The organism is Nostoc mirabile CHAB5784, assembly GCF_020829645.1.
Classification (GTDB): Bacteria; Cyanobacteriota; Cyanobacteriia; order Cyanobacteriales; family Nostocaceae; genus Nostoc; species Nostoc mirabile.
This window is the reverse complement of the sequence record NZ_JAIVFS010000005.1, coordinates 104,193-126,452: the sequence shown is the minus strand read 5'-3', so window position 1 is coordinate 126,452 and position 22,260 is coordinate 104,193. Positions and strand designations below refer to the sequence as shown.

Sequence of the window (22,260 nt, the reverse complement as noted above, 5' to 3'; positions counted from 1 at the left end):
AACATCCTAGTGTCCGGAACAAAGGAGATGATTGATGTAAAAATAATGTATATTAGTATACGAAAATAATGAAAAAACCCCAGTACACTGATCCTACTTTTAAGCAACTTTTCGCTGAGATTGACCCAGAAATAGCAAATACCTTCACGGTGGAGCAATTAGAAGCGATAAAAAAGGGTTTGGCCTCTCGTCCTAGGACAGGTCATTCTTTAGACATAAGAGTTTCAGTACCAATTCCCGGAATCAGGTTTTATTTGGTGTTGCTAGCAGGTTCAGAACGTCGCTCTAAAGTCCGTTTACGCTCTGAAAAAGGTTTATATCCTTTTTGGACTCCTGCTAATATCTTGTTCGTCATAGGATTTCTAATCATTCTATCGATTTGTAGCTACACTATATTTTCTTTTGCATTGTCTTCACTTACTCCCACATCTAGCTCCTATTACCCTACTTCAATTCCTTGGATTGAGAATAAATCAGAATGTGAACACACTGGTAGAATCTGGAATGATGGGAAGTGCTGGGATCGTGAACACAGTCCTAATTTTTAAAATTTATAGCCACACCCTATGTAGCTAGAGCAACATTGCCCAACCTAAATTCGTCACTAGCTGAGTTACAGGTTATTAAAAACACCAAATTTTGCGTTAACCTCAGTAACGTAGTTTTTTAAATTCACGTTAGCAGCTAAAAGTGGTTATCATGATGCGTCAGCTTTCAATTACTCTATCTTTAGTGGCACTACTACAAAACTTACCAGCAATTGCTCAGGCCCCAGTGCCAGAAAATACTTCTGGAGTCCCATCTGATTCCATTCAACAGGTAACTGCTGTAAAATGGATGACAAACTATTCTGATGGCAAGTTTTATCCAGAAAAGTTACTCAGTAGGGCCGAATTAGCCTCAATTATGGTAAAAGCATTTGGGCTAAATAAAAGACAAGCTGTTAGCAAAGAAAATTTAGCTATTCCAGATGTTCCTCGTTCTCATTGGGCATTTAATGATATACAGACAGTCTTAAAAACTGACATCATGAAAGGCTATCGGGGCAATGAATTCTTCCCTAACCAAAAGGTGACAAGGGCTGAAGCTCTTGCTATTTTCGCCCAGGCTTATGGTGTATTTCAGTTTCCCGATGACGCTGTGAATGATATTCTGGCTTCATATCCAGATGAAAAGTCTATCCCAACTTGGGCTAGAAAAGCGATCGCTACAGTAGCTACTGAAGGATTTCTCAATACAGATGCTCAAGGCAATATTTCTCCATTAAAACCCGTTACCCGTGGAGATATGGCTTATGTCTTGAGTAAATATTTACAACGACAACAGCAACAACCCGAAACACCAGAAGTTCCGATTATTCCAAATAGCCCACAAACACCTTAGCTAGACTTTATCCAGCCAAGGTGCTTAAAATCACCTTTGGTTTGAACCTCTATACCTGTCTCGAATCTGGCGAAGATATAAGGAATTAGACTGTGTTGGTTGCTGCAACACATAATTAGATTGTGGTGGTTGCGTCGGTTGCTGCAACCCATAATTTCCATAATTAGATTGTGATGGTTGCGTTGGTTGCTGCAACCCATAATTCCCATATCCCGCAGGGTTTGTGGGGGTGACAACGCCTTGACTTGGAATCTGACTAGAGTAAGGTGCAATATTATATGGTGCGGCAGAGGTGGCTGGAGGCGTCACTGGTGCTAAATTAGGCACTACCTGACCACTATTTAAATTACTGTAGGGACTTTGCTGCAAGTTCGTACCCGTTGATGTGTAGCCTGTCCCAGTATTTAACCCATTACTAGGCACTACCTGACCGTTATTACCGTTATTTAAATTATTGTAGGGACTTTGCTGCAAGTTCGTACCCGTTGACGTGTAGCCTGTCCCAGTAGTTAACCCAGCACTTGGTAGAGAATTCTGAGTGGGTAAGCTGTTAATGGGTGGCATTAACGTTGTTCCTGGCTCAGAGGCTCGGTCTAAAGCATTTGTCTGAGTTGCAGCCCCATTGAAGCTAGAAAATTTCTGGTTTGTCGATTGGTTGAGTGCTGCTTGCAGAGGGTTGATGGAGACAGAATTTTGATTCTTGTTGGTTTGATTCGTGAATCCAATTCCCCGGCTAGAAGATGTTTCCCCCTGTGTTGGTTCAGACGCCGTAGTTAAGGTCTTAAGACCTAAAAACTGGTTATTATTATCAACCGTCCCAGTCCGCAATAAATTTTCTGTTTGTACAACAAAGGGATTTTTCACCCCTAGGGAGGTGTCGCCATTAACGCCTAAACCAGGATTTAATTTGGTATCAGTAGCAGACTTTTGTTTGTTAATTACATCTTCTAAGAAGTTCTTGCTATTTTTTCCCTCAGTATTTTCCTTGGGGTTATTTGGCGTTACTGAAAGAGTTGCTTGGTCAAAGTCATTAAATAAAACTGGCAGGTTATCAATATCGGCTGCAATGGCTCTGTTTTCTTCTGACAGCGAGGAATCAGCAGGCTCTTGTGAAGCGACTTGGCTTTTTTGCTTATAAACGAAAATATCTGGGTTTGACCAGTATTCCCAAGTTACTAGCCCGACTACAGATAAAAAAATTGCAGTGCCCCAAAAACCAGGTCGCCCTAGATTCCATAACCTGGCTTTGAGATAGCGTAAGTAGGCGGGAGGATAATGACGATTTGGCATGGGATTGTTAATTGAAATTTACTCGAAATCGGTAAAACTTGACGGAAACTGAAGGCGTTGCTGTTTAATGCTTTTGCTTTCCTCAACAGGAAATATGTCAACTGAAGTTGGATAGTAATTTCATCCTAACTTCTCCATCAATTATTAGTCATTACCAATAGACGTGTAATAGTCAAAAATTTACTTTTTAGCGGCTGGAGTCCTTTGACGAAATTTTCTAGAAATTTATGGCAATTTATGCTTATTTTTGGGTATCGGTCACATTGGATAACATCAGGAGTTGACAACTGGTCTAATTTATTGTTGTAGCTGGACAAAAGTTCAACTTTTTTATTTTCTAGTTAGCAAACTAAACTGTGTGCTGCAATGCTTCAATACGCCTCTGAGGGCACTGGGCTGCACCGTACTATTAACCAGGAGACTACAGCAATGATGAAAGCTGAAGATATCATGACCAAAGATGTAGTTACCATTCGCGGTTCGGCGACTGTTGCTGAAGCAGTGGGGCTGATGAAGGAAAAAAAATTGCGGGCGCTGGTTGTGGATCATCGCCATGAAAATGATGCTTATGGCATTGTCACAGAAACGGATATTGTTTATAAGGTAACAGCCTACGGTAAAGACCCAAAGCAAGTGCGGGTTTACGAAATTATGAGCAAGCCTTGCATTGTAGTCAATCCTGATTTGGGTGTGGAATATGTAGCACGGCTATTTGCTAACACTGGTATTCATCGAGCGCCTGTGATTCAAGGCAAGCTATTGGGTATCATTTCGATTACCGACATTTTGACCAAAAGCGACTTTGTGGAAGCGCCAAAAGCCCTATTGCTGGAGGAGAGAATTCAAAAAGCCATTGAGCAGTCTCGGGCTATTTGTACTGAACAAGGTGCTTATTCTAAAGCCTGTGCAGCCGCTTGGGATGAGGTAGAAGAACTTCAAGCAGAAGCGGCTCATCAGAAAGCTGAGGGTATGGTATCAGCCAAAGTCTCTTTTGAAGAATACTGTAAGGAAAACCCAAATGCACCAGAATGTCGAAATTATCATCCGTAATTGAAGTGTAGGGATGAGGGAGCAGGGGGAGATAGGGGAGTAAGCGAATAATTATTATTCTTCCTCATCTTCCTCATCTTCCTCATCCCCTTCATCCCCCTCATCGTTTGGCAACTCGCATCAATAAAAATAGACCTATTCCCAAAAAAATAAAGTTGGGCAACCAAGCCCCTATAAAGGGAGAAAGGGCACCTGCTTGCGCGATCGCACCACTAATAAAGAAAATTAAGTAGTACGAAAAAATAACTACGACACTAATCCCAAAGCTGGTACCTCTGCCAGTTCGCTGCGGTATGCTTCCCATTGCTGCACCTACCAAGCCAAAAACTACACATACAAAAGGTAAGGAGATTTTTTGTTGAATCCGCACTTCGAGTTTACGAATTTTTTGGCGATCGCCACCGAGAAGTTCTACTTGTAGTTGATCTAGTGCTTCAGAAATATTCATCTCACCGTAGTCTCGGCTTTTTTCTGCCAGACTTAATGGCGTGCGCGGTAGTTGCAGTTGTTGGTGTTCAAATTTAACGATGTTGCGATAGGAGCGATCGGCAGCGACAAAATAGATAGTACCGTTGTAAAAATCCCAGACATTTTGAGAAGGATTCCACTGGGCAGATTCTGATACCACAATTTGATTCAGATTTTTTGTTGAACGGTCTATAATCGTCAAACCTGACATCCGCTTACCATCAAATTGGTCGGCGTAAAACAAGCGGATCAAAATCCTATTCTTAGAGCCATCCGGCTGTGTAACATCCTGGTATTCAGGATAAAAAATATTTTGCTGTTTAAAAGTTGGCTTATCTGATTTGAGGGCTTTATCCAGAGTCATCCCCGCTTGGTAATTTGCTGCTGGTGCAATTTGTTCGTTAAACACAAATGTCATTCCTGTAACCACAAGACTCAACATCACAGCAGTTAGCACTATGCGATAGACACTCACCCCACAACCACGCAGGGCAATTAGTTCGCTCTCGCTAGAAAGACGACTGTAAGTCATTAAAGTAGCCAGCAGCGTAGACATGGGGAAAGCTAAAACGATAAAGTTGGGAAACTTTAACAAAAAAACCTGAATGGCAATGTCTATGGGTAGCCCAGATTCTACAATTTTTCTGACTAAATCAAATACAGCATCGATGGTAACACCAATTGATGAAAAAGCTCCGACACCAAAGAAAAACGGCGCTAACAATTCGCTAGTAAGGTAACGATCCATGATCGTAAACGGCAGCAGCGAATAGAGTTTATAGAAAAACGTAAACTTCTTTGATATCATGACTAACTTGAAAAGTTAAATATTGGCAACCCTGGCGAAATAAAGGATATCTACATTTAGTATTAAAATTTAATTTTAAATACCTGAAAATTAACTAATAAATTCATGTTTAAAATTTAAAAATAGCCTTTTAAATTATTAACTAAATAACTATTAATCTAGACTTGAAAATTATTACCTAAATAATATTGCCGCACCAGGGGGTTGCCGTAGAGTTCGTCAGCAGCGCCAAAAGCGAGAATTTGTCCCTCGCGCATTATATAGGCGCGATCGGTGATAGCCAGTGTTTCGCGGACATTATGATCTGTAATTAAGATTCCCATGCCGCGATCGCGCAATTGTGCAACAATTTGCTGAATCTCTGAGACTGCTATAGGATCAACTCCCGCAAATGGTTCATCCAAAAGTAAAAATTTTGGCCCTTCTTGTCCAGCAGCTAAAGACCTTGCTAATTCCGTCCGCCGTCGCTCACCACCAGAAAGTTGAATTCCTTTGCTCTTGGCTAATTTTTCCAACCGAAACTCCCGCAGTAAAGTTGTGAGTCGTCTTGCCCACTCCCATCGTGGCACATTCGTTTGCTCCAGCACCAACAGAATATTATCCTCTACCGAGAGTTGGCGAAAAACACTTGGTTCTTGTGCTAAATAGCCAATACCCAGTCGCGCCCTTTTGTGCATTGGCATTTCTGTAACGTCTAGATTACCCAGCCAGACTTTTCCTTGATTGGGTTTTTCTAAACCTGTGGCAATGTAAAATGTCGTCGTTTTACCAGCCCCATTGGGGCCTAGTAAACCAACGATTTCGCCCTGAGCAACAGAAAGATTGACACGATTGACAATTACTCGCTTGCCGTAAGATTTGTGAATATTCTCTAAAACAATTTTCATTGTTCGTGCCTTTTCTTGATGGAAGATGCTAATTAGAACGCTTGAATGCTGGTGTCTGTGGAGCAGGTGTTGCAGTTTGCCCAGCATTATCTGATTCCTCAATCATGTAGATAGACTCTACCTGACGGTTGGATTGGGGTAAGGCAACAAATCGCCCTTCGTCAATTAAATAGGTTACCTTCTCCGCCCGGATACTGTTACCGCCCTGTTGCAAAATATAGACGTTCCCACTGAAATCAATTCGGCGTTCCTTGCTAAAGTACTGTGCTTGGGCAGATGTTGCCTGAATCTGGCGAGAAGGATACAACATTTGCACATTACCGCGAGCAGTGATTACTTGGTTTTTCGCGTCATATTCTTGCACATCAGCGCGGATAGTCAGGGGGCGATTTCCTCCAGATGTTTGTGCAGTAGCGGTTTGCACTTGGGTAGGGAAAGCAAAAGCGCCCAGGAGCGCAGCTGGGAGCATTAAAGCTAATCCAAAGCGACGCATCTGGGATATGGGCAATTGATAGCAGGGCATCATAGCAATTGGGGATTCAGGATTTGGGCTTGCATTCTAATTATCTCAAGTACTTTATCCAGATATGAAATATACAATCTGGAGTGATTTCCGATAACTACTGGCTGAAATAGTGACGCTACCCCCAACCTGAAGGTTTCAAGTAATTGGCATCTGAGTGAAAATGACGTAGGCACAATATCCTGCCTTAAGCCGCAACTCTTGGAACGCGAACAGCGTGTCGCAGACAAACGCTTTGCGTAGCTTGCTTCGACCTAGGAGTATGCGTCTACATGAATTGTCCCTACCGAGGATTTCGGGCAACGCATAATTAATTTACCAGATGTTTAATCAGTAGACAGCACAATTTTAGGCAAAGATAAGACTTGATTTTCACCCAAATCACCAGTTGTAATCTTATCTGGCCCTATTTGTTGTAATGTCGTCAACAACACTGTGCTCTGACTCAATAGCTCATCTACGTCAACGCCGCCGTAACTAGATGGGTAACGGCGTAGGCGATTGCTGCCTTCCCCCAGTAAAATTACTGCACCTCGCCAGTTGCGATTATCTAAATGATACAGCGCCACAGAAATTTGGAGAATGCCTTGATAAAAGGTTTTTTCCGGTTCGCCAGCTTCAATCCACAAAGCCTCTAAAGTGTCATGACAGGCGTAAAACTGTTCAGAATTGAACTGTTCTACGCCTTGCCAAAACTCTTGGGGGATGGTTTCGCTCATCCCATGCTGTCTCGTACTTCTTTAATTGTTTCGAGAGAGATGTCTTGTTTTTCTCCAGCAAACTCGTTGTCAGGAGTGAGGAACAACATGCAATGGCACTCTTTGCGTTCTCTCATTGGCACACAGGGACAGTTCCAATATGTGGCGTGAACTTCAGCCTCTTTATCTTCGTAATGGCGACAGGGACATAAAGGCGCACCTAGATCATCTTTATGTTTCGCTAGTCCTTCAATCACAACTGCGGTAACAGAAGGTTCAGAACAGAAGTATGTTCCAGTACGCTTGGCGTATTGTTCGGAAAAATGCCGCATTGCCTCTAGGCTTTTATCGCTGGATTTTGTGTTATGTTCTGATGTGATCATGTCGCTCATAATTTAAATATTTCTTTGCATTGTACCTCAGCCTCACTAGGGGATTACTGGGTGTATTTCCCCAACCTTACCCGTTCAAGTTGTTTTACCTTTGCTCAAAGGTATGTATGACACAAAAAAGCTGCTATCTAGAGTTATCCAACAACTTAACCAGTTGAATTTACTAGATAATTACTAGATGCAATCAAAACGTCCAAAGAACAAGACTTCTGGCCAATTAGCTGACATCAGAGTAGGAACCGACAAGGGTAGTTTACGGTTGCAGTTCTCTACTAAGGTGAGTCAACAATTCTATGGTAAGCGTCAAGCGGGTATTTCAGGCTACCAGTGTCCGTGTATCGGTTGCAGTGATTGAGAAGAGACGGTTTCTAGAGTTGTCTACCAGAACAGTTAACCAATAGAGCCTATGGGAAGAGTCAAAATCCGTGTGACAGCATCACCTAAAGACATGACGAAATTCCTGACAGCCTTACATAAAGCTGAGGAGAGTCTACGCGCACTGTCGCTTGTGGGCGAAAGTCAAGATTTCAACTTTCGAGATAGTACAGATGTACGCCGTTATCTAGAGTTTGATTTTGATTCGGAGGGAATAGGGGAAGAAGAACTATTGATTATTGACCAATGCCCAATCCTCCAGCAGTTATTGAAATTTATAAATGTAATGTTTTTTGCAGCTGGGGTTGTAGAGCGCGATCGCTTTGCAAAACTATACCAGGGTGTTCCCAATTGATTACCTCTTGTTCTCCTGGTGAAGAAATATTTGGCCACAAAACCCAGCGACTGCCTTGAGGAAGAGTAGCAAGACTCAGGGGGTTTTGAGTTAGCCAAATCAAAGCATGGCTTTTAGGAACTACTGAACTGGCATCTTCTAGGGTTGTGGTTGCTGCTAAGGTTTCTAGAACATAGGCATCGCCTTTAATTAAATCTGTCGATGCTGTCCATAGTTGCACCTGTAATTGCTGTTGATGTGCATAAAAATACAGTGATGCTGCGGCAATTACTGCTTGTTCAAAGTTTTCTTCTTCCCAATTGCTAGCACTGTCAAGGGCAATAACTATTTCTTGTCCACCTGTCACCATTTCTAACTCCCGCACCCTTAATTCCCCATAGCGGGCACTAGTTCGCCAGTGAATTAGACGGGTGGGATCTCCGATGCGGTAAGGGCGGAGCGATCGCACCAGCCCTGTTGTCGCTGTCTGCAAGGGCTTACCACGAGGATCGCCCCTTTTGCTCTCTTCTTGCCCCATTTCGTCTACTAGGGGGCAGGTAGCCAAGGGTAACACTGTGGGATAGACGATCGCTGTGGCAGCACAATCACGCTGACGACGACACCAAAACAACCCCAAAGGCGCACCAGAACCCAGTTCGACTGTGTGCCAGCGATAAACGCCCCGGCGCTGGGTAGGGTGGTAATATACCCAACGGTAACTACCTTGGCGAGGAATTGTTTCGATGGCCTTTTGTACTGGTTTCCCTAAAACGAAGGGCAACATATCCTCAACTTGCAATAAGCTTACAGGCTGCTGTGTCTGATTGCGGATTTCTAATTCCACAGTCAGATCATCGCCTGCTGACACAGGTTGAATAGGACGGCGGGTGATGGATAGATTTGTGAGCGATCGCGGCGGTAAGATGGCTGCTACACCCAAAAGGGCAAAACTGATGCCGCTAATGGCGTACAGCCAACCAGCCATCGTATTAATACCTGCGCCAAAAAAACAAATAGCCGTTGCTGCTAGTACCCAACCGCCATAAGCAGGGGCACTGGCGCGGGTTTCTAACCAATTGGTGATGGGTTTGATGATTTTCATGTTTCTTTTTTAACCCAACACCACCTGAAATTCACAGTATTCTAGGGATTTGCCAAAGACAAGCGCAGGCTGTTGAGTTCTATTAGTTACTAAAACTTGTCACAGTGCTTTCTCGTAGCGTGGTAATCGCTTTTTAAACGAATTATCTAAGTATATATTCGTCTTCTTTATTTTTTCTTAACTTAATTAACACACAAAATTTACAAAGCCTCAGTATTTTATACTATATATTATTTTTAATATAGTTGTTTAAATTACCAAGTAAGCAGACATCATTGCTCCCATTGTGACCGTTAAGAAAGGTTAACAAGGAAGTAATAGTTGCTTAAAAGAATAAGCTGTTTAGCGATCGCACTTATGTATGTATATGTAAGTTAGTATCAAGGATTGAAATCATAAGATAAAAACCATAGAATTGAAAATATTCAAACATATCTAAAGTGAGGGCATTTTAAAATTATCTGCTATGCCAGCAAAGCAGGTAAAATAGAATTAGTGCTAGTTTTTGAAGAGAAATAATGTGTTTGGGTTGTTTAACCGGAGATTCGGCAATGTCCACTTTACCAGCAAATTACGTTCGGTTACAACGATTATTAAAATTATCGTCCGATTGCTGGTAAGTATGACCTGTCACTGGCATCTGTTTATGCGGCAATGGCTTATTATTTTGATCACCGAGACGAGATTGATCGCCGCACAGCAGAAGAGGATGAGTTAGTTGAGGTACTGAAGCAAAATTATCCCTCGCGTCTTCAAGATAAACTCAGACAGTTGAGGAATGAGTGAACGAATTCGCTTTCATCTAGATGAAAATGTCGATCCTGCTATTGCGCTTGGCTTGCGCCGTTATGGAATTGATGTCACAACAACCAATGATGTGGAATTACGTACTCAAAGCGATGAAGTCCAGTTAGCGTTTATTCAGGAAGCACAGCGAGTACTATTCACCCAAGATGCAGATTTTTTGATTATTGCAAGTTCTAGGCTTGATCATCCTGGTATTACCTACTGCAAGAAAGGAACTCGTTCAATTGGTGAAATCATTGAAAATTTGGTTTTGATGTATGAGGTGATGACACCTGAAGAGATGTGGGACGTGTCGAGTTTGTGTGAAATTAAAGCACCATTGAAAGACTTGCATCTTCAAAAGCATTTCGGGGAGTCAGTTAGGAATTGTATGCACAATCTAACCAGTTCTCTGTATTTTGGTCGTTTGCATCTATAAATTTATAATTGTATATGATTAAATTATGGAATGTAGGTAGAAGGTAAAAATATGACAATTACTACCAACTTAAAACAACTCTATGAAACCGATGAGAATTTATGGTTAGAAGAAACTATTAAATTATTAAAAGAAAAGCAGTTTAACCAACTTGATTTAGAACACTTGGTTGAGGAATTAATCAATTTGGATAAAAGAGATTTAGCTAAAGCAAAAAGTCTTTTAAGGCAAATTATTATTCATATATTATTACTCCAATATTGGCAGGTTGAAAATGAAAGAAACTCTCGTCATTGGATTGGAGAAATAAAAACCTTTAGATATGATTTAAATAATCATTTAACGACGAATTTAATAAACAAGTTACAGGATGATTTAGAGAATATTTATCAAAGCGCGGTTGATTTTGTAAAAATTAAAACAGATTTAACTATTTTTCTAGAAAAGTGTCCTTACACTCTTGTTCAATTATTAGATGAAAATTATTTACCTTAAATATATCAGTCTTATCTGATTTTTGGGAAATGAAAGCAGCACCGAGAGGCGATGTCTACGACGGGCTATGACGCTCGTTCGCCCTTGGCGTCTCCCCTTGGGAGAAGACTCGCTAACGCTTCTCTACGAGACGCTACGCGAACGCTATCGGCGTCGCATTGTAAATCTCTGCTGCTAATTGGCGATCGCTTTCTGTAAAAATCTCTGCTGGAAGGGATCAGGCAGGTTTCTTAAGCAGGTTGATCTGGTTGCATCTGTAACTTTGTTAGAGCCAGAACTGCTAATGTATTATTAAACTATGGAATAGAGGTAGAAGATTCATTGATTCAGTTAGAGTTGAAAAAACATGGTGGCAATAGTTGATATTGGAACCCTAATTGTGAGGACACCTCAAATTTCTGGAGGACGCCCTTGCATTGTTGGTACGCGCATGACGGTTCAAAACATTGTAATGGATTCTCAAGCAGGCTTATCTCCTCAAGATATTGTGACAGAGTATCCACACTTATCCCTAGCACAAGTTTATGCAGCGCTTGCCTATTACTATGCTAATCAGGAAGCAATGGATAGAGAAATTGCTTTATATCAAGCAGAATGTAACACGCTGGAAACGAAGTGGATGTCAGGTAATTTTGCATGAGTCAAATTCGTTTCTATTTAGATGAAGATGCTGGCAAGAAATCTTTAGCTAATGGCTTACGCAATGCAGAGATTGATGTAATGACAACGGCTGAAGCAGATAGATTAGGAGCATCTGATGATAACCAATTAATCTGGGCAATGGAACAGAGGCGCGTTATTTATAGTTTCAATGTTGGTGATTTTTGTCGATTGCATAAAGCTTATCTCGAACAGCAACAAAAGCATTCAGGTATTGTACTTGCTGCCAAGCAGAGCTATTCAATTGGAGGACAGTTGCGAGGATTGTTGAAGTTGGTAGAAAGTATGGAAGCCGAGGATATGGCAAATCAATTAGTGTTTCTAAAAAAATATATTGAAAATTTTTAACCTGCTAACTTTTAACTGCATCGCACAGGATCATAGCTCTAGCCATTGTTGCCGATACTTGTTGAGTAGGAGTTGCTGATAGTTGCTGACTGGTTCAGGTGGAGATACGTCTAGGCAATCCACAGCCTCAAACCATTGTGACCATTTTCCCACAAGCGTTTCATCAGGCTAACTGTCAGCAATTTTAACTTGATGTTTCTGGATAACAAAATCAATGAAATCGGTCACTTCTTGCAGAAGTGGTTCGGAAAGTTGCTGCAATTTTGCGTTAGCGAAGCTCGCCGTTGGCGAAGCCTCTCGTAGAGAAGGCATCGTAGTTTCACGAATAGTCATGATAATTGCCTTTTTCCGTCCTCTTCATTTTTACTCAAAAATGTAAGAATGCCTGCTGGTTAGCGATCTGTCTTTACTAATGACTTGAGGATCTAACGTTACGCGGCGTTGATTATGCTGATTCTAGATGAGTGACCGGAATTTGTTCGGTTCTTTCAGGGGGTTTCGCTCCAGTTGCAACAGCATGAACCGCATGAAGAATATCGGCAGAATAGTACCGATTGCCACAGGTATCACAAACACCTATCGTCACATCTTCGAGGATGACAAATCCATCTCTATGTTTAAATGCCTCGCGCTTTACAATTCGAGGTTGAACAGTTCCTTCGCAATACTCACATCTATATCCATACATAATGCTAGCCTTGAGCTTCAGTGACTTCATAAACAGTGATAATCAAATAACGTCCGTTGCTTGCAAAACGCCCAACAATCCCAACAGGCGTTTGTTGATCTAATGCAGTTCCTACTACTATATATTTTGTTCCTCTTGGGTCATCTTTTTCAACTCGGATGACTTGACCTCTCAGAACCGCCTCTTCCACATCTAAAATCGTTAGCATATCCTCAGCCATTTCTTCCATTGCATGGGCTGACATATCATATTGGCGGAGTCTAATCTTTTCTCTTATGCGGTCAATATCACTGCGAGGCACTTGTTTGTTCAGATAACATTCAGCTAATCATACCAAGTCTTAAGTACAAAAAATTATACCTTGGTTAAGAGATAAACTAAATCAATTTGATAATAAAGATTAAGGTATTGCACTGTTAAGGATTGTATTAGTCATTTCTATAAAAATATATAAATTGTAGATTGTCAATACTTCCGTAACATACCAATTCTTGTCCAGCCAACCACTATTTTTTTTCCTGATGTAAAGTTTTCCTGCTGAAATATCTATACTTTTAATGTCTAACCAAGGTAGAGTAGCATTTTTAACTTTAATTCCCTTTTTGCTAATTGTTATTTCTCCAAAAACAACCTCTTTTCCTAGAGCATAATTAAACTTTAGGCTAGGCATCAGGTGTTTAAAAAGCTCATAATTTAAATATTTACCTAATTCATCGTTAGCAATTATTTCATCAATAATTGTTATTTTTTTATCTTTAGTTTCAATAATATATTCATAAGTTGTTCGACCATTAGGAATTACGTAGTATAAATAATACTTAGCAGCATACTGCCATAGTGCAACAATATCACTAAAATTTATAACTATTATTTTATTGCTGGACTGATACACTAATCCACTGTAATATATGAATAAACGGTATTTTAATATATTTATAACTCTGTATGCCAAAACACCAGACACTATGAGACATCCTAACGCTATAATGAGGCTGAAACTTCCTTGCGGCAACCCAACTATAAATAATGGAAAGACACCGAATACAAAACCAAACCAAATAAAACATAAGGTAATATTAATAGTCGTACTAAGTTTTCTAGAAAATTTTGGTCTAAATTCTTTGACCAACTTTCCTAATATAGGATGATTTAAGTGTTGCTTACTCTGGCTCATGTTTAATATACATCAAATATTATTAGACTTGTATTTATTGTTATACCCATTTTAAAAATGATTATTACAGACCTAGCAAACAAAAAAGCCCACATCAGTGGGCTTTCTAAATCAATTAGATTATAGCTTTACTTACCGTTTCGCCAACTTCTTCGACATCTTCCGCAGACGAATCGATTGGGGTGTAACTTCCACCAATTCATCGGGGCCGATATATTCCAAAGCACGCTCTAAGCTCATGTCTATCGGTGCTTGCAGTTGCACCAATTCATCGCCACCAGCCGCCCGGTGGTTGGTCAACTGCTTGGTCTTACAGATATTTAGTTCCAAATCTTGGGAACGATTGTGTTCTCCCACAATCATACCTCTGTAAACCTTTGTACCTGGAACAATAAAGAATGCTCCTCTATCTTCGGCATTCCTCATAGCGTAGAAGGTAGAAACACCTTCTTCAAAGGAGATTAAAACGCCTTTGTTACGGGCTTCAATATCACCACTGATTTGACGGTAGTCTAAGAAGCTGTGGTTCATGATGCCTTCGCCACGAGTCATCCGCATGAATTCACCCCGGAAACCAATCAATCCACGGGCGGGAATGACAAACTCTAGCTGGGTGCGATCGCCACTACCTGGTTGCATATCTTGCATTTCGCCTTTGCGTTGTCCCAGGCGTTCAATACAGCTACCCACTCCATCAGCAGGAATGTCTAACACCAAGAGTTCGTAAGGTTCGCAAGGTTGACCGTTGATTTCGCGGTAAATTACCTGTGGCTGAGATACCTGAAACTCGAAGCCTTCCCGACGCATGGTTTCAATTAAGATACCCAAGTGGAGTTCTCCACGACCGGAAACGAGGAATTTATCAGGAGAATCGGTTTCTTCGACACGCAAAGCAACGTTGGTTTCGAGTTCGCGGAATAGGCGATCGCGTATTTGTCTTGATGTCACCAATTTGCCTTCTTGACCAGCAAAGGGCGAATCATTCACCCAGAAGGCCATTTGCAACGTTGGTTCATCCACTTTAATTAGTGGTAAAGCTTGCGGTTCATTGGGGTCAGTAATCGTTTCGCCAATATAAGCATCAGCGAAACCAGCCACCGCAACAATATAACCTGCGGTTGCTTCTTCCATCTCTACGCGCTTCAGTCCATCAAAGCCCATCAACTTGGTAATTTTCCCCTTGACAATAGTGCCATTTTCTGTTACTAAAGCAGCTTGTTGTCCTGAGCGGATAGTACCGTTGTGAATTCTGCCAATCACAATCCGTCCCAGATATTCAGAATAATCTAGGGTTGTAACTTGCAATTGCAGAGGCTTATTGCTGTCGCCTACTGGTGGTGGAACGTGTTGCAGAATCGCGTTAAACAGGGGTTGCATATCTACCGATTCTGCTTCCAAGCTTTCCTTAGCGAAACCTCCCATACCGGAGGCAAACAGATAGGTAAAATCACACTGGTCTTCATCTGCTCCTAATTCCAAGAACAGATCCAAAACTTTATCGACAGCAACGTGGGGGTCAGTTTGACCACGATCAATTTTGTTGATTACAACGATGGGGCGCAGCCCTTTTTCTAAAGCTTTTTTGAGTACAAAGCGTGTTTGGGGCATGGGGCCTTCATTGGCATCGACAATCAGAAGACATCCGTCAACCATGCCGAGTACGCGTTCAACTTCGCCACCAAAGTCAGCGTGTCCAGGAGTATCAACAATATTGATTAGTGTTTCTTTGTAGCGAACTGCTGTATTTTTGGACAGGATAGTAATACCCCGTTCCCGTTCTAGGGCGTTGGAGTCCATAACGCAATCCGGAACGTCTTCGCCTTCGCGGAAAATGCCGGATTGTTTGAGGAGTGCATCAACCAGGGTGGTTTTGCCGTGGTCAACGTGGGCGATAATGGCGACGTTGCGAATTGGGAGCGTCATAGAAGCTTTTGGTGAACTTTAGAGGGGGTTTATAAGATTTACATTTGAATGCTAGGCTGTTTTAACAGAATTGGAAATGATCGGCAAATTCTGTAAAGAACCTTTAACAATTCTAGCGTAATCGTCACAATTGCGGTGAGGTTTGTAAACCCGGCATAAGACAGAAAGTTAGGCAGGCTGAATCATGTGCTTAATGTTGAATTATTTACCCGAGCTACTTAGAAAAGTTAACTCAGGTAGTTGAAGAGTGGGTAAATGTATGGTTAAAACTTCTAAGATATCTTTTCTTGCGTAAATTGCTCTAATTTAACCGATAATTGACACCAGTATTTTGGAACTTTGAATAATCGCTTAAGCATTAGGACAGCAATTTCAAGGTGGTAAATACAGGTCTTAAAAATTGCATTTTCCATCCCGATTTTTAACTATATTTTAAGCTTGATTTATTTCTTAACCGGATAAAAACTTACATAGATATTTGTGTGGCAGTGGATTTCGGTATTCCCCCAAAAACCTTGATTTTATAAGCATTACAGCCTTTTGCTCTTTCCTCTTTGTTTGAGAGGGCTAGTATGATAAGATACTTACGTCTAATATCAAACGAAGAGGATGCTTATATGTTTGGTAATTGGTCTTGGCGTAGAGTCTTAAAAACTTTTGGTGGGTTGGCTGTTGGCATTGCAAGTATTAGTACAGTTAACTACTTAACCACTAACCATCTAGCTTTAGCGACATCAAATTCTTCTAAACTCCAGAACAGCAATCAGTTAAGTATTAGCAAAGCCAAAAGTAGCCCAGAAAATATACTAGTTGCTCAAAATCCAGTTCTCTCAAGTCCTATTACTCGAACAATTAATGGTGCAGAAGTTACGGCATATGCGTTTTACCGTTACTATAATCCATCAATTGTTGACCATTTCTATACAGTTAATTTTGCTGAACTAGGAAATGGTAATGGCGGATATATCTCCGAAGGAATTGCCGCCTATATTTCTACACAACAATACCCTGGAACTATTCCTCTATATCGAGCTTATAGTGGATCAGCTACTGATCATTTTTATACCACGAGTCTTAGTGAATTGGTTGCTGCTGGTGGCTTAGGCTATGTCTATGAAGGTGTTGCAGGTTATATCTATTCTATACCTGTTACAGGTACTATTCCTCTATATAGATATTATAGTTCAGCAGGTACAGACCACTTCTACACTACTAATTTTGGTGAGTTGGGTGGTGGTAGAAATGGGTATGTGTTTGAAGGTATTGCTGGTTACGTTATTCCTAGCTAAGGCGTGACTGTGCCAATTATTATATGTTGAATTAAGATTTTGGCTTCAAAATTTTAATTCAACAAATACTAGTTTATAGTTTCGAGCCTTGAAAAAGGAATCAGACAGAAAAATATAATATAAAACTAGCATTTAAACTTTATCTATCGGGGGATGGAATACAGATTTAAATATTATCTATCTAAAAGTAGAAGAGCAGAAATTGTAACGAAAATTTATGTTTATCTATCTTGAGTTGTGAAGGCGATCGCTCAAAAGAAAGATGAAATATCGCCAACCCCTATGTCAAGGTTATATCAAGTAATAATGATGAACACTTTGCCGAGGAGAACACGGATGGTAGCTACTTTAGATGATACGAAACGCAATGCTATTGCTGTAAAACTTGCAAGTCTTAAAGCCCTCCAACAGTTGGTCATCGAAAATGAGCAATCACTTTTGACGCAAGGACTAGATGCAGAAATTGCTGATCGCATCCGAAATTTCATAAATGATGATCAAAAAAACCTTGGTATTCTTGAAACTGTAATTGGTCAGTATGGGATTCAGGCTGAACCCAAAAAAAATGTTACAGAATTCATCGAAAAAGCTGGCGAATTGTTCAAAGGTTCTGAATTGAGCCTATATGAAAAAGTATCTCAGCATGAATTGCTGAAACATCAACTAGTAACGAGTGGGTTGATAATTCACAAGGCTGCTCAAAAAGTTGGTGCTGATGTTTTGTTAGCGATCGCACCTTTGAATACCATTAACTTTGAGAACCGCGCTCACCAAGAACAACTCAAAGGCATTCTGGAAATTCTGGGTGTCCGTGAACTAACTGGACAAGATGCAGATCAAGGAATTTGGGCACGTGTTCAAGACGCTTTGGCTGCGGTAAGTGGTGTAGTAGGTAGCGCTGTCACCCAAACCAGTGACAAAAAGGATCTAAATATCCAAGATGTTATCCGCCTCGATCACAACAAGGTAAATACCTTGTTCACCGAACTGCTGCAAAGCAACGATCCGCAGAAGATCCAAGAGTACTTCGGTCAAATTTATAAGGATTTAACTGCCCATTCTGAAGCTGAAGAGGAAGTAGTCTATCCAAGAGTGCGTGCTTTCTATGGTCAAGATAATACCCAAGAACTGTATGACGAACAAGCTCATGCAAAGCAGGCATTAGAGGAAATCAAGGCCATTAGCCCATCTTCACCCCAATTCAAAGAGAAAGTTAAACAGCTATTGAATGAACTTGGCGATCATATTCGTCAAGAAGAAAGCACACTATTCGCTGCCATTCGCAATAACTTGACTACTGAGCAAACTGAGCAATGGGCTACCGAATTCAAAGCCGCTAAGACCCGAATTCAAGAGAAATTGGGCGTTGTTACTGAATCGAATGTGTAGGATGCTTTCGAGCATTTCTATATCCACTAAAAAAGGTTAGTTAAACAAAAACTCCCAGCGCTGATGTGCTGGGAGTTTTTGTTTAAAAATTTTGCTGACAGTATTTATAAGCTGTGTATGCCATAGTTACAACGCCGGTGATAATGGCAGATTCATCAACTTCAAACTGGGGATGGTGTAAGGGGTGGTTAATCATTCTTTCTTTATAGCCGACACCCAAGCGAAACATGGAACCAGGGACGTGTTGCAAATACATAGAAAAATCTTCAGCACCAAGAGAAGGTTCGGGTAAGACTTGAACGCGATCGCTACTCCAAGCTTCTTCTGCGGCTGATTGTAACAATTGCGTTAGGGTATAATCATTTTGGACACCGGGTACACCCTGGCGATAATTGACTTGATATTTTGCCCCATAGGTATGGCAAACATTAGCTACAATGTTTTCAATCCAGTTTGGGAGATGGGCACGGGTTTCGGGATGGAGCGATCGCACCGTTCCCAATAACTGCACTTTATCAGCAATTATATTCGGCGCTCTACCACCATTAATCTTCCCTATGCTCAATACGACAGGACGCAAGGGATTTTGTGTCCGGCTGATGGCTTGTTGCAGTGCAGTAATGACTTGGCAAGCAATCCAAATTGCATCAATCGCCTCATGGGGACGCGCCCCGTGCCCAGATTCTCCCATAATCAGAATTTCTAAATCATCAGCTGCGGCTGTCAATGCCCCGTAACGCACACCAATAGATCCTGCGGGTATAGAAGGAAAAACATGAACCCCTAATACAGCCGAGACATTTTCCAGCGCCCCATCTTTCACCATCCAGCTTGCCCCTTGGGCAATTTCCTCGGCTGGCTGAAATAAAAACCGCACTTTTCCACCCAACTCCTGTGCCAATTGGGACAGCACCATTGCCGTTCCTAACCCCACTGTGGTATGGACATCGTGACCACAAGCGTGCATAACACCCTCTGCGCGAGAGGCATATTCTAAATTAGTGTTCTCCTGAATTGGCAAGGCATCCATATCGGTGCGAATTGCCAATAAACGGCCATTTTGGCTAGTGCCTTGGAGTTCTCCAATTACGCCCGTTTTGCCAACTCCTTCTTGTACGTGCAAACCACTGGAAGACAAAACACCAGCGACAAATGCTGCTGTTTGGTACTCCTGACCGCTCAGTTCTGGGTGAGAGTGAATGTGGCGGCGAATTTCAATTAAGCGGGGCGCTAGTTTTGTTGCTAAGTCTTTAATATGGGTAAGCATGGATTTAATTAATCTATAGGCTTTTTTCCCATGATAAAGAACTGTTAACAAACAAAATGCTTTTGCTATACAAGGATAAGTCAAGCAAGAAGCAAAGGGGCAGGGGAGGATAAGGGAGATGAGGGAGAAATAATCAATGCCCCATTCCCTACTCCCCATTCCCTACTCCCCAATTTATTTTGAGTAGCAGGTTGTGCCTAGAGTATTTTCGGGTTTAAACTCATTACATTCTCTAGGATTTTGACGCTCTAACGACCAGCCATAGGGCTTGTCGGAGGTGACGACACCATTAGCTAGAGTTGTTAGTCGGAAGTTAGCCCCCCGAAAATTGGTAAACAGCAATTTGGCGTCTTTTAAGTTTGCTGCTTCCAAATTGGCGCTGATGAAACCGGCATTAGACAGATCGGCATTTTCCAGAGATGCTGATTTCAAATTGGCTCCTGTTAAGGAAGCACCACTGAGATTGACCCAATTTAGAATCGCACCTTCTAAATTTGCACCAGTGAGATCGGCATTCGTGAGATTAGCTTGAGATAATGTAGCACCACTCAAGTCAGCCCCTCGCAAATTTGCTCCAGTTAGATTAAATTTAGTTAGGTCAGCACCACTCAAATTACACCTGGGACAGGTACTTGTTGCCTTCAACTGATCCAAATCTAGCTGATTTGATGCCACGGCTTGCTCTGCAAACCCAAAACAAGCTAACAGAGCAACGGTAGCGACAATCTTGAGTTTCATATTTTTTACAGATATCCACAAAAATGACAAGTGACGCATACTGCGTACTGTCATACTTACATATACCGCCTCTCTAAGGAACAACAAGGATGAAGCATTGATTAAGAAGCTGTAAAAATACTATAAATTCTAATGGTAAGACTATTCAAATCGAAATATAGGCTATAAAATCGATTCGTAAGCAACTATACCGAACCTCTTATAGACTACCACATATGTGATCCCCCTAGCTCGATGAAAAACACGACTAGGGGGATCTTGTTTTTGGATATTGGGAGAAGAGAAGGCTTTAGGCTGCGCTGTGGCTATCGCTACGCTAACGCCAGTTCCTTTATACCCAGGAATCCATCCACTGGACTAGCTCACCGCTTTGCGTCTACGTTAAAAAAATTGACTTTGACAAAGATTTTAGCTTTTATCTGAGCCTCTGAAGTTTATTTATGGGCGGGCGATGATGCTAATCGAGAATGCTGCAAGATATCAGTTTTTGTGGACTTTGATATTATTCTTTATTCTAGTTGCAAATGGCTGTTTAGCAGGACAATAAAATGTTACATTTTCATTGCATTTACAGACAATTGATTTTTTGGAGAAATAGTTATCTTGGTAAAAGAGTATCATATTGTACAAAAATTATTGATATTGCCTAGAAGTATTAACTTGCCTGAAAAAGTTTAGACAAAATGCCAGCATTCCAGAAATTTGATTGCTATATTAGATTAGATCACTATTCTGGCAAGGATTGAAAAGCTGTGCGGGATGATTTACAGGGCTTGGAAATTAGTCAGTATGAACTGCAAAATCTGACTAATTTACCTGTCAATGATCAACTCTTAATCATTACAAATTCCCTGAAAAAATTAGCAGTTTTATACATTCAAAAACTTAAAAGCTCGGAAGGAGCAACTGTAATTTTTATTGGGTTTGCTACATTTGTTTTTGGCTATCTTTTATTTGATATATTTATAAAAATATTTGTAGCATGGATATCAATTCCATCCTGGCTATTATTAATAATATTAGTCCTATGGATTGGCGGTTTTACACAAACTATCTTATATTTAATATGGAAAAGTAGAATTAAAATTGTCAAAATTAACATGACAAATTCTCTGCAAATCCTGTTAGCCGATGTTGAAAGATATAATATTGTTATTAAAGCAATAGATATCAATGACCAAATAGAAGAAGCTGGTAATCCAGAAGTGCTTATAAAGGAAAGAGCAAGTGTTATCGAAGCTCTAAAACTGACCAAATCAGATTTAGTTCGCGCTTTAAAGACAGAAAGAATTTTGAGAGAAAATAAGAGCTTTATCCTTAGTAATACAGAATTATTCGTCAACAATTTAGCAACTTTAACAGCCATGCAAGTAAATGAACAGGCTACTGAGCATGGAAGGTTACTTAATGAAGCATTACAGATTGCATTAGATGTGCAACACGAAATGAAAAGATTACAGACTCAGCGTTAAGGTAATTCGTAATTCGTAATTCGTAATTCGTAATGAGGCTCTCTACGAGACGCTGCGCTCAGGTAATTAAGTTTTGTAATGGAGATTTAGAAAGCACTCCTGAATTCACTCAGTACTCAGTAAGAGTTGGAAAAAGCGTAGATGCTGCCTATAAGTCCATAGACGCTGCTGGGTGGGTTGACTTCCAACCTACTCGCCAGATATCCTCAATGGCTTTTTCCATAATCCTTCCCACGGTTGCGATCGCCGGTCTAACATAAAGAATATACAAAAAAGCGATCG

General features: G+C 40.9%; 29 protein-coding genes. 14 read left to right on the top strand and 15 right to left on the bottom strand.

Going from position 1 to position 22,260, the window contains the following annotated elements:
• Nucleotides 1-68: 68 nt before the first annotated feature.
• Nucleotides 69-548, top strand: coding sequence for a hypothetical protein (locus tag LC653_RS06040; RefSeq protein WP_229493334.1), 480 nt, complete (start codon nucleotides 69-71; stop codon nucleotides 546-548).
• A gap of 154 nt (nucleotides 549-702) precedes the next feature.
• Entirely contained in the window at nucleotides 703-1,383 is a 681-nt protein-coding gene (locus LC653_RS06035; RefSeq protein WP_229493432.1) for an S-layer homology domain-containing protein, read from the top strand.
• 30 nt (nucleotides 1,384-1,413) lie between these two features.
• Here the strand turns inward: LC653_RS06035 and LC653_RS06030 are convergent, their stop codons facing one another.
• Complete coding sequence (locus tag LC653_RS06030; RefSeq protein WP_229493332.1) at nucleotides 1,414-2,673, bottom strand: hypothetical protein; 1,260 nt, start codon at nucleotides 2,671-2,673, stop codon at nucleotides 1,414-1,416.
• A gap of 429 nt (nucleotides 2,674-3,102) precedes the next feature.
• Between LC653_RS06030 and LC653_RS06025 the strand changes: the two genes are divergently transcribed.
• Nucleotides 3,103-3,723, top strand: coding sequence for a CP12 domain-containing protein (locus LC653_RS06025; RefSeq protein WP_208766739.1), 621 nt, complete (start codon nucleotides 3,103-3,105; stop codon nucleotides 3,721-3,723).
• A 100-nt stretch (nucleotides 3,724-3,823) separates the two neighbouring features.
• Here LC653_RS06025 and LC653_RS06020 read toward each other — a convergent pair whose 3' ends face one another.
• The 5 genes from LC653_RS06020 to LC653_RS06000 form a co-directional block, all read right to left on the bottom strand.
• On the bottom strand, nucleotides 3,824-4,939 hold the full coding sequence (locus tag LC653_RS06020; protein WP_229493330.1) for an LptF/LptG family permease: 1,116 nt from the start codon (nucleotides 4,937-4,939) through the stop codon (nucleotides 3,824-3,826).
• A 218-nt stretch (nucleotides 4,940-5,157) separates the two neighbouring features.
• The gene (lptB, locus tag LC653_RS06015) at nucleotides 5,158-5,886 is read right to left on the bottom strand and encodes an LPS export ABC transporter ATP-binding protein (protein WP_229486179.1); all 729 of its coding nucleotides are present in this window, start codon (nucleotides 5,884-5,886) and stop codon (nucleotides 5,158-5,160) included.
• A gap of 28 nt (nucleotides 5,887-5,914) precedes the next feature.
• The gene (locus tag LC653_RS06010) at nucleotides 5,915-6,412 is read right to left on the bottom strand and encodes an LptA/OstA family protein (protein WP_229486178.1); all 498 of its coding nucleotides are present in this window, start codon (nucleotides 6,410-6,412) and stop codon (nucleotides 5,915-5,917) included.
• 323 nt (nucleotides 6,413-6,735) lie between these two features.
• A complete protein-coding gene (locus LC653_RS06005; RefSeq protein ID WP_229493328.1) occupies nucleotides 6,736-7,128 on the bottom strand; it encodes a DUF309 domain-containing protein in 393 nt (130 codons plus the stop codon).
• Nucleotides 7,125-7,490 carry a ferredoxin thioredoxin reductase catalytic beta subunit gene (locus LC653_RS06000; protein ID WP_100899363.1) on the bottom strand — a complete coding sequence of 122 codons (366 nt, stop codon included), beginning with the start codon at nucleotides 7,488-7,490 and terminating at the stop codon, nucleotides 7,125-7,127. The genes LC653_RS06005 and LC653_RS06000 overlap by 4 nt, the downstream gene beginning before the upstream one ends.
• Before the next feature lie 187 nt (nucleotides 7,491-7,677).
• On the opposite strand from LC653_RS06000, the gene LC653_RS05995 reads away from it, so the two are divergent.
• Together LC653_RS05995 and LC653_RS05990 are read left to right on the top strand one after the other, a co-directional pair.
• Nucleotides 7,678-7,854 (top strand): hypothetical protein, encoded by a 177-nt coding sequence (locus LC653_RS05995; protein ID WP_229493326.1) that lies wholly within the window; start codon nucleotides 7,678-7,680, stop codon nucleotides 7,852-7,854.
• A 51-nt stretch (nucleotides 7,855-7,905) separates the two neighbouring features.
• Nucleotides 7,906-8,229 (top strand): hypothetical protein, encoded by a 324-nt coding sequence (locus LC653_RS05990; protein WP_229493324.1) that lies wholly within the window; start codon nucleotides 7,906-7,908, stop codon nucleotides 8,227-8,229.
• Here the strand turns inward: LC653_RS05990 and LC653_RS05985 are convergent.
• On the bottom strand, nucleotides 8,150-9,310 hold the full coding sequence (locus tag LC653_RS05985; RefSeq protein ID WP_229493322.1) for a DUF58 domain-containing protein: 1,161 nt from the start codon (nucleotides 9,308-9,310) through the stop codon (nucleotides 8,150-8,152). The two genes, LC653_RS05990 and LC653_RS05985, sit on opposite strands and share 80 nt — an antisense overlap.
• 654 nt (nucleotides 9,311-9,964) lie before the next feature.
• Here LC653_RS05985 and LC653_RS46130 point away from each other — a divergent pair.
• From LC653_RS46130 to LC653_RS05965, 5 genes are all read left to right on the top strand, one after another.
• Complete coding sequence (locus LC653_RS46130) at nucleotides 9,965-10,096, top strand: hypothetical protein (protein ID WP_267922964.1); 132 nt, start codon at nucleotides 9,965-9,967, stop codon at nucleotides 10,094-10,096.
• On the top strand, nucleotides 10,089-10,535 hold the full coding sequence (locus LC653_RS05980) for a DUF5615 family PIN-like protein (protein ID WP_229493320.1): 447 nt from the start codon (nucleotides 10,089-10,091) through the stop codon (nucleotides 10,533-10,535). Before LC653_RS46130 ends, LC653_RS05980 begins: the two co-directional genes overlap by 8 nt.
• A 51-nt stretch (nucleotides 10,536-10,586) precedes the next feature.
• Nucleotides 10,587-11,030, top strand: a complete 444-nt coding sequence (locus tag LC653_RS05975; RefSeq protein WP_229493318.1) for a DUF29 domain-containing protein — start codon at nucleotides 10,587-10,589, stop codon at nucleotides 11,028-11,030.
• Between the two features lie 346 nt (nucleotides 11,031-11,376).
• Entirely contained in the window at nucleotides 11,377-11,670 is a 294-nt protein-coding gene (locus LC653_RS05970; RefSeq protein ID WP_229493316.1) for a DUF433 domain-containing protein, read from the top strand.
• Nucleotides 11,667-12,038 (top strand): DUF5615 family PIN-like protein, encoded by a 372-nt coding sequence (locus tag LC653_RS05965; protein ID WP_229493315.1) that lies wholly within the window; start codon nucleotides 11,667-11,669, stop codon nucleotides 12,036-12,038. The genes LC653_RS05970 and LC653_RS05965 overlap by 4 nt, the downstream gene beginning before the upstream one ends.
• 30 nt (nucleotides 12,039-12,068) lie before the next feature.
• Here the strand turns inward: LC653_RS05965 and LC653_RS46125 are convergent, their stop codons facing one another.
• From LC653_RS46125 to typA, 6 genes are all read right to left on the bottom strand, one after another.
• Nucleotides 12,069-12,191, bottom strand: a complete 123-nt coding sequence (locus LC653_RS46125) for a hypothetical protein (protein ID WP_267922963.1) — start codon at nucleotides 12,189-12,191, stop codon at nucleotides 12,069-12,071.
• Nucleotides 12,192-12,206: 15 nt separating this feature from the next.
• The gene (locus tag LC653_RS05960; RefSeq protein ID WP_229493313.1) at nucleotides 12,207-12,371 is read right to left on the bottom strand and encodes a DUF2281 domain-containing protein; all 165 of its coding nucleotides are present in this window, start codon (nucleotides 12,369-12,371) and stop codon (nucleotides 12,207-12,209) included.
• Between the two features lie 112 nt (nucleotides 12,372-12,483).
• A complete protein-coding gene (locus LC653_RS05955; protein WP_229493312.1) occupies nucleotides 12,484-12,726 on the bottom strand; it encodes a YgiT-type zinc finger protein in 243 nt (80 codons plus the stop codon).
• Between the two features lie 4 nt (nucleotides 12,727-12,730).
• Nucleotides 12,731-13,027 carry a DUF4258 domain-containing protein gene (locus tag LC653_RS05950; protein WP_229493311.1) on the bottom strand — a complete coding sequence of 99 codons (297 nt, stop codon included), beginning with the start codon at nucleotides 13,025-13,027 and terminating at the stop codon, nucleotides 12,731-12,733.
• Nucleotides 13,028-13,126: 99 nt separating this feature from the next.
• Nucleotides 13,127-13,900 (bottom strand): DUF6585 family protein, encoded by a 774-nt coding sequence (locus LC653_RS05945; protein WP_229493310.1) that lies wholly within the window; start codon nucleotides 13,898-13,900, stop codon nucleotides 13,127-13,129.
• Between the two features lie 132 nt (nucleotides 13,901-14,032).
• On the bottom strand, nucleotides 14,033-15,823 hold the full coding sequence (gene typA, locus LC653_RS05940) for a translational GTPase TypA (RefSeq protein WP_229493309.1): 1,791 nt from the start codon (nucleotides 15,821-15,823) through the stop codon (nucleotides 14,033-14,035).
• A gap of 572 nt (nucleotides 15,824-16,395) precedes the next feature.
• Between typA and LC653_RS05935 the strand changes: the two genes are divergently transcribed.
• Nucleotides 16,396-17,112 carry a hypothetical protein gene (locus tag LC653_RS05935; protein WP_229493308.1) on the top strand — a complete coding sequence of 239 codons (717 nt, stop codon included), beginning with the start codon at nucleotides 16,396-16,398 and terminating at the stop codon, nucleotides 17,110-17,112.
• Between the two features lie 336 nt (nucleotides 17,113-17,448).
• Entirely contained in the window at nucleotides 17,449-18,501 is a 1,053-nt protein-coding gene (locus tag LC653_RS05930; RefSeq protein ID WP_229493307.1) for a hemerythrin domain-containing protein, read from the top strand.
• A gap of 82 nt (nucleotides 18,502-18,583) precedes the next feature.
• On the opposite strand, the gene LC653_RS05925 is transcribed toward LC653_RS05930, so the two are convergent.
• Nucleotides 18,584-19,768, bottom strand: coding sequence for a M20 family metallopeptidase (locus tag LC653_RS05925; protein WP_229493430.1), 1,185 nt, complete (start codon nucleotides 19,766-19,768; stop codon nucleotides 18,584-18,586).
• A 174-nt stretch (nucleotides 19,769-19,942) separates the two neighbouring features.
• Nucleotides 19,943-20,506 (bottom strand): pentapeptide repeat-containing protein, encoded by a 564-nt coding sequence (locus LC653_RS05920; RefSeq protein ID WP_229493428.1) that lies wholly within the window; start codon nucleotides 20,504-20,506, stop codon nucleotides 19,943-19,945.
• Between the two features lie 752 nt (nucleotides 20,507-21,258).
• On the opposite strand from LC653_RS05920, the gene LC653_RS05915 reads away from it, so the two are divergent.
• Together LC653_RS05915 and LC653_RS05910 are read left to right on the top strand one after the other, a co-directional pair.
• Entirely contained in the window at nucleotides 21,259-21,978 is a 720-nt protein-coding gene (locus LC653_RS05915; protein WP_229493306.1) for a hypothetical protein, read from the top strand.
• 32 nt (nucleotides 21,979-22,010) lie between these two features.
• A complete protein-coding gene (locus LC653_RS05910; protein WP_229493305.1) occupies nucleotides 22,011-22,238 on the top strand; it encodes a hypothetical protein in 228 nt (75 codons plus the stop codon).
• Nucleotides 22,239-22,260 lie beyond the last annotated feature (22 nt).

Coding starts and splice junctions, on each gene's coding strand:
- LC653_RS06040 (WP_229493334.1), top strand. CDS start 69: ATGAAAAAACCCCAGTACACTGATCCTACTTTTAAGCAACTTTTCGCT.
- LC653_RS06035 (WP_229493432.1), top strand. CDS start 703: ATGCGTCAGCTTTCAATTACTCTATCTTTAGTGGCACTACTACAAAAC.
- LC653_RS06030 (WP_229493332.1), bottom strand. CDS start 2,673: ATGCCAAATCGTCATTATCCTCCCGCCTACTTACGCTATCTCAAAGCC.
- LC653_RS06025 (WP_208766739.1), top strand. CDS start 3,103: ATGATGAAAGCTGAAGATATCATGACCAAAGATGTAGTTACCATTCGC.
- LC653_RS06020 (WP_229493330.1), bottom strand. CDS start 4,939: ATGGATCGTTACCTTACTAGCGAATTGTTAGCGCCGTTTTTCTTTGGT.
- lptB (WP_229486179.1), bottom strand. CDS start 5,886: ATGAAAATTGTTTTAGAGAATATTCACAAATCTTACGGCAAGCGAGTA.
- LC653_RS06010 (WP_229486178.1), bottom strand. CDS start 6,412: ATGATGCCCTGCTATCAATTGCCCATATCCCAGATGCGTCGCTTTGGA.
- LC653_RS06005 (WP_229493328.1), bottom strand. CDS start 7,128: ATGAGCGAAACCATCCCCCAAGAGTTTTGGCAAGGCGTAGAACAGTTC.
- LC653_RS06000 (WP_100899363.1), bottom strand. CDS start 7,490: ATGATCACATCAGAACATAACACAAAATCCAGCGATAAAAGCCTAGAG.
- LC653_RS05995 (WP_229493326.1), top strand. CDS start 7,678: ATGCAATCAAAACGTCCAAAGAACAAGACTTCTGGCCAATTAGCTGAC.
- LC653_RS05990 (WP_229493324.1), top strand. CDS start 7,906: ATGGGAAGAGTCAAAATCCGTGTGACAGCATCACCTAAAGACATGACG.
- LC653_RS05985 (WP_229493322.1), bottom strand. CDS start 9,310: ATGAAAATCATCAAACCCATCACCAATTGGTTAGAAACCCGCGCCAGT.
- LC653_RS46130 (WP_267922964.1), top strand. CDS start 9,965: ATGGCTTATTATTTTGATCACCGAGACGAGATTGATCGCCGCACAGCA.
- LC653_RS05980 (WP_229493320.1), top strand. CDS start 10,089: ATGAGTGAACGAATTCGCTTTCATCTAGATGAAAATGTCGATCCTGCT.
- LC653_RS05975 (WP_229493318.1), top strand. CDS start 10,587: ATGACAATTACTACCAACTTAAAACAACTCTATGAAACCGATGAGAAT.
- LC653_RS05970 (WP_229493316.1), top strand. CDS start 11,377: ATGGTGGCAATAGTTGATATTGGAACCCTAATTGTGAGGACACCTCAA.
- LC653_RS05965 (WP_229493315.1), top strand. CDS start 11,667: ATGAGTCAAATTCGTTTCTATTTAGATGAAGATGCTGGCAAGAAATCT.
- LC653_RS05960 (WP_229493313.1), bottom strand. CDS start 12,371: ATGACTATTCGTGAAACTACGATGCCTTCTCTACGAGAGGCTTCGCCA.
- LC653_RS05955 (WP_229493312.1), bottom strand. CDS start 12,726: ATGTATGGATATAGATGTGAGTATTGCGAAGGAACTGTTCAACCTCGA.
- LC653_RS05945 (WP_229493310.1), bottom strand. CDS start 13,900: ATGAGCCAGAGTAAGCAACACTTAAATCATCCTATATTAGGAAAGTTG.
- typA (WP_229493309.1), bottom strand. CDS start 15,823: ATGACGCTCCCAATTCGCAACGTCGCCATTATCGCCCACGTTGACCAC.
- LC653_RS05935 (WP_229493308.1), top strand. CDS start 16,396: ATGATAAGATACTTACGTCTAATATCAAACGAAGAGGATGCTTATATG.
- LC653_RS05930 (WP_229493307.1), top strand. CDS start 17,449: ATGGTAGCTACTTTAGATGATACGAAACGCAATGCTATTGCTGTAAAA.
- LC653_RS05925 (WP_229493430.1), bottom strand. CDS start 19,768: ATGCTTACCCATATTAAAGACTTAGCAACAAAACTAGCGCCCCGCTTA.
- LC653_RS05920 (WP_229493428.1), bottom strand. CDS start 20,506: ATGAAACTCAAGATTGTCGCTACCGTTGCTCTGTTAGCTTGTTTTGGG.
- LC653_RS05910 (WP_229493305.1), top strand. CDS start 22,011: ATGAGGCTCTCTACGAGACGCTGCGCTCAGGTAATTAAGTTTTGTAAT.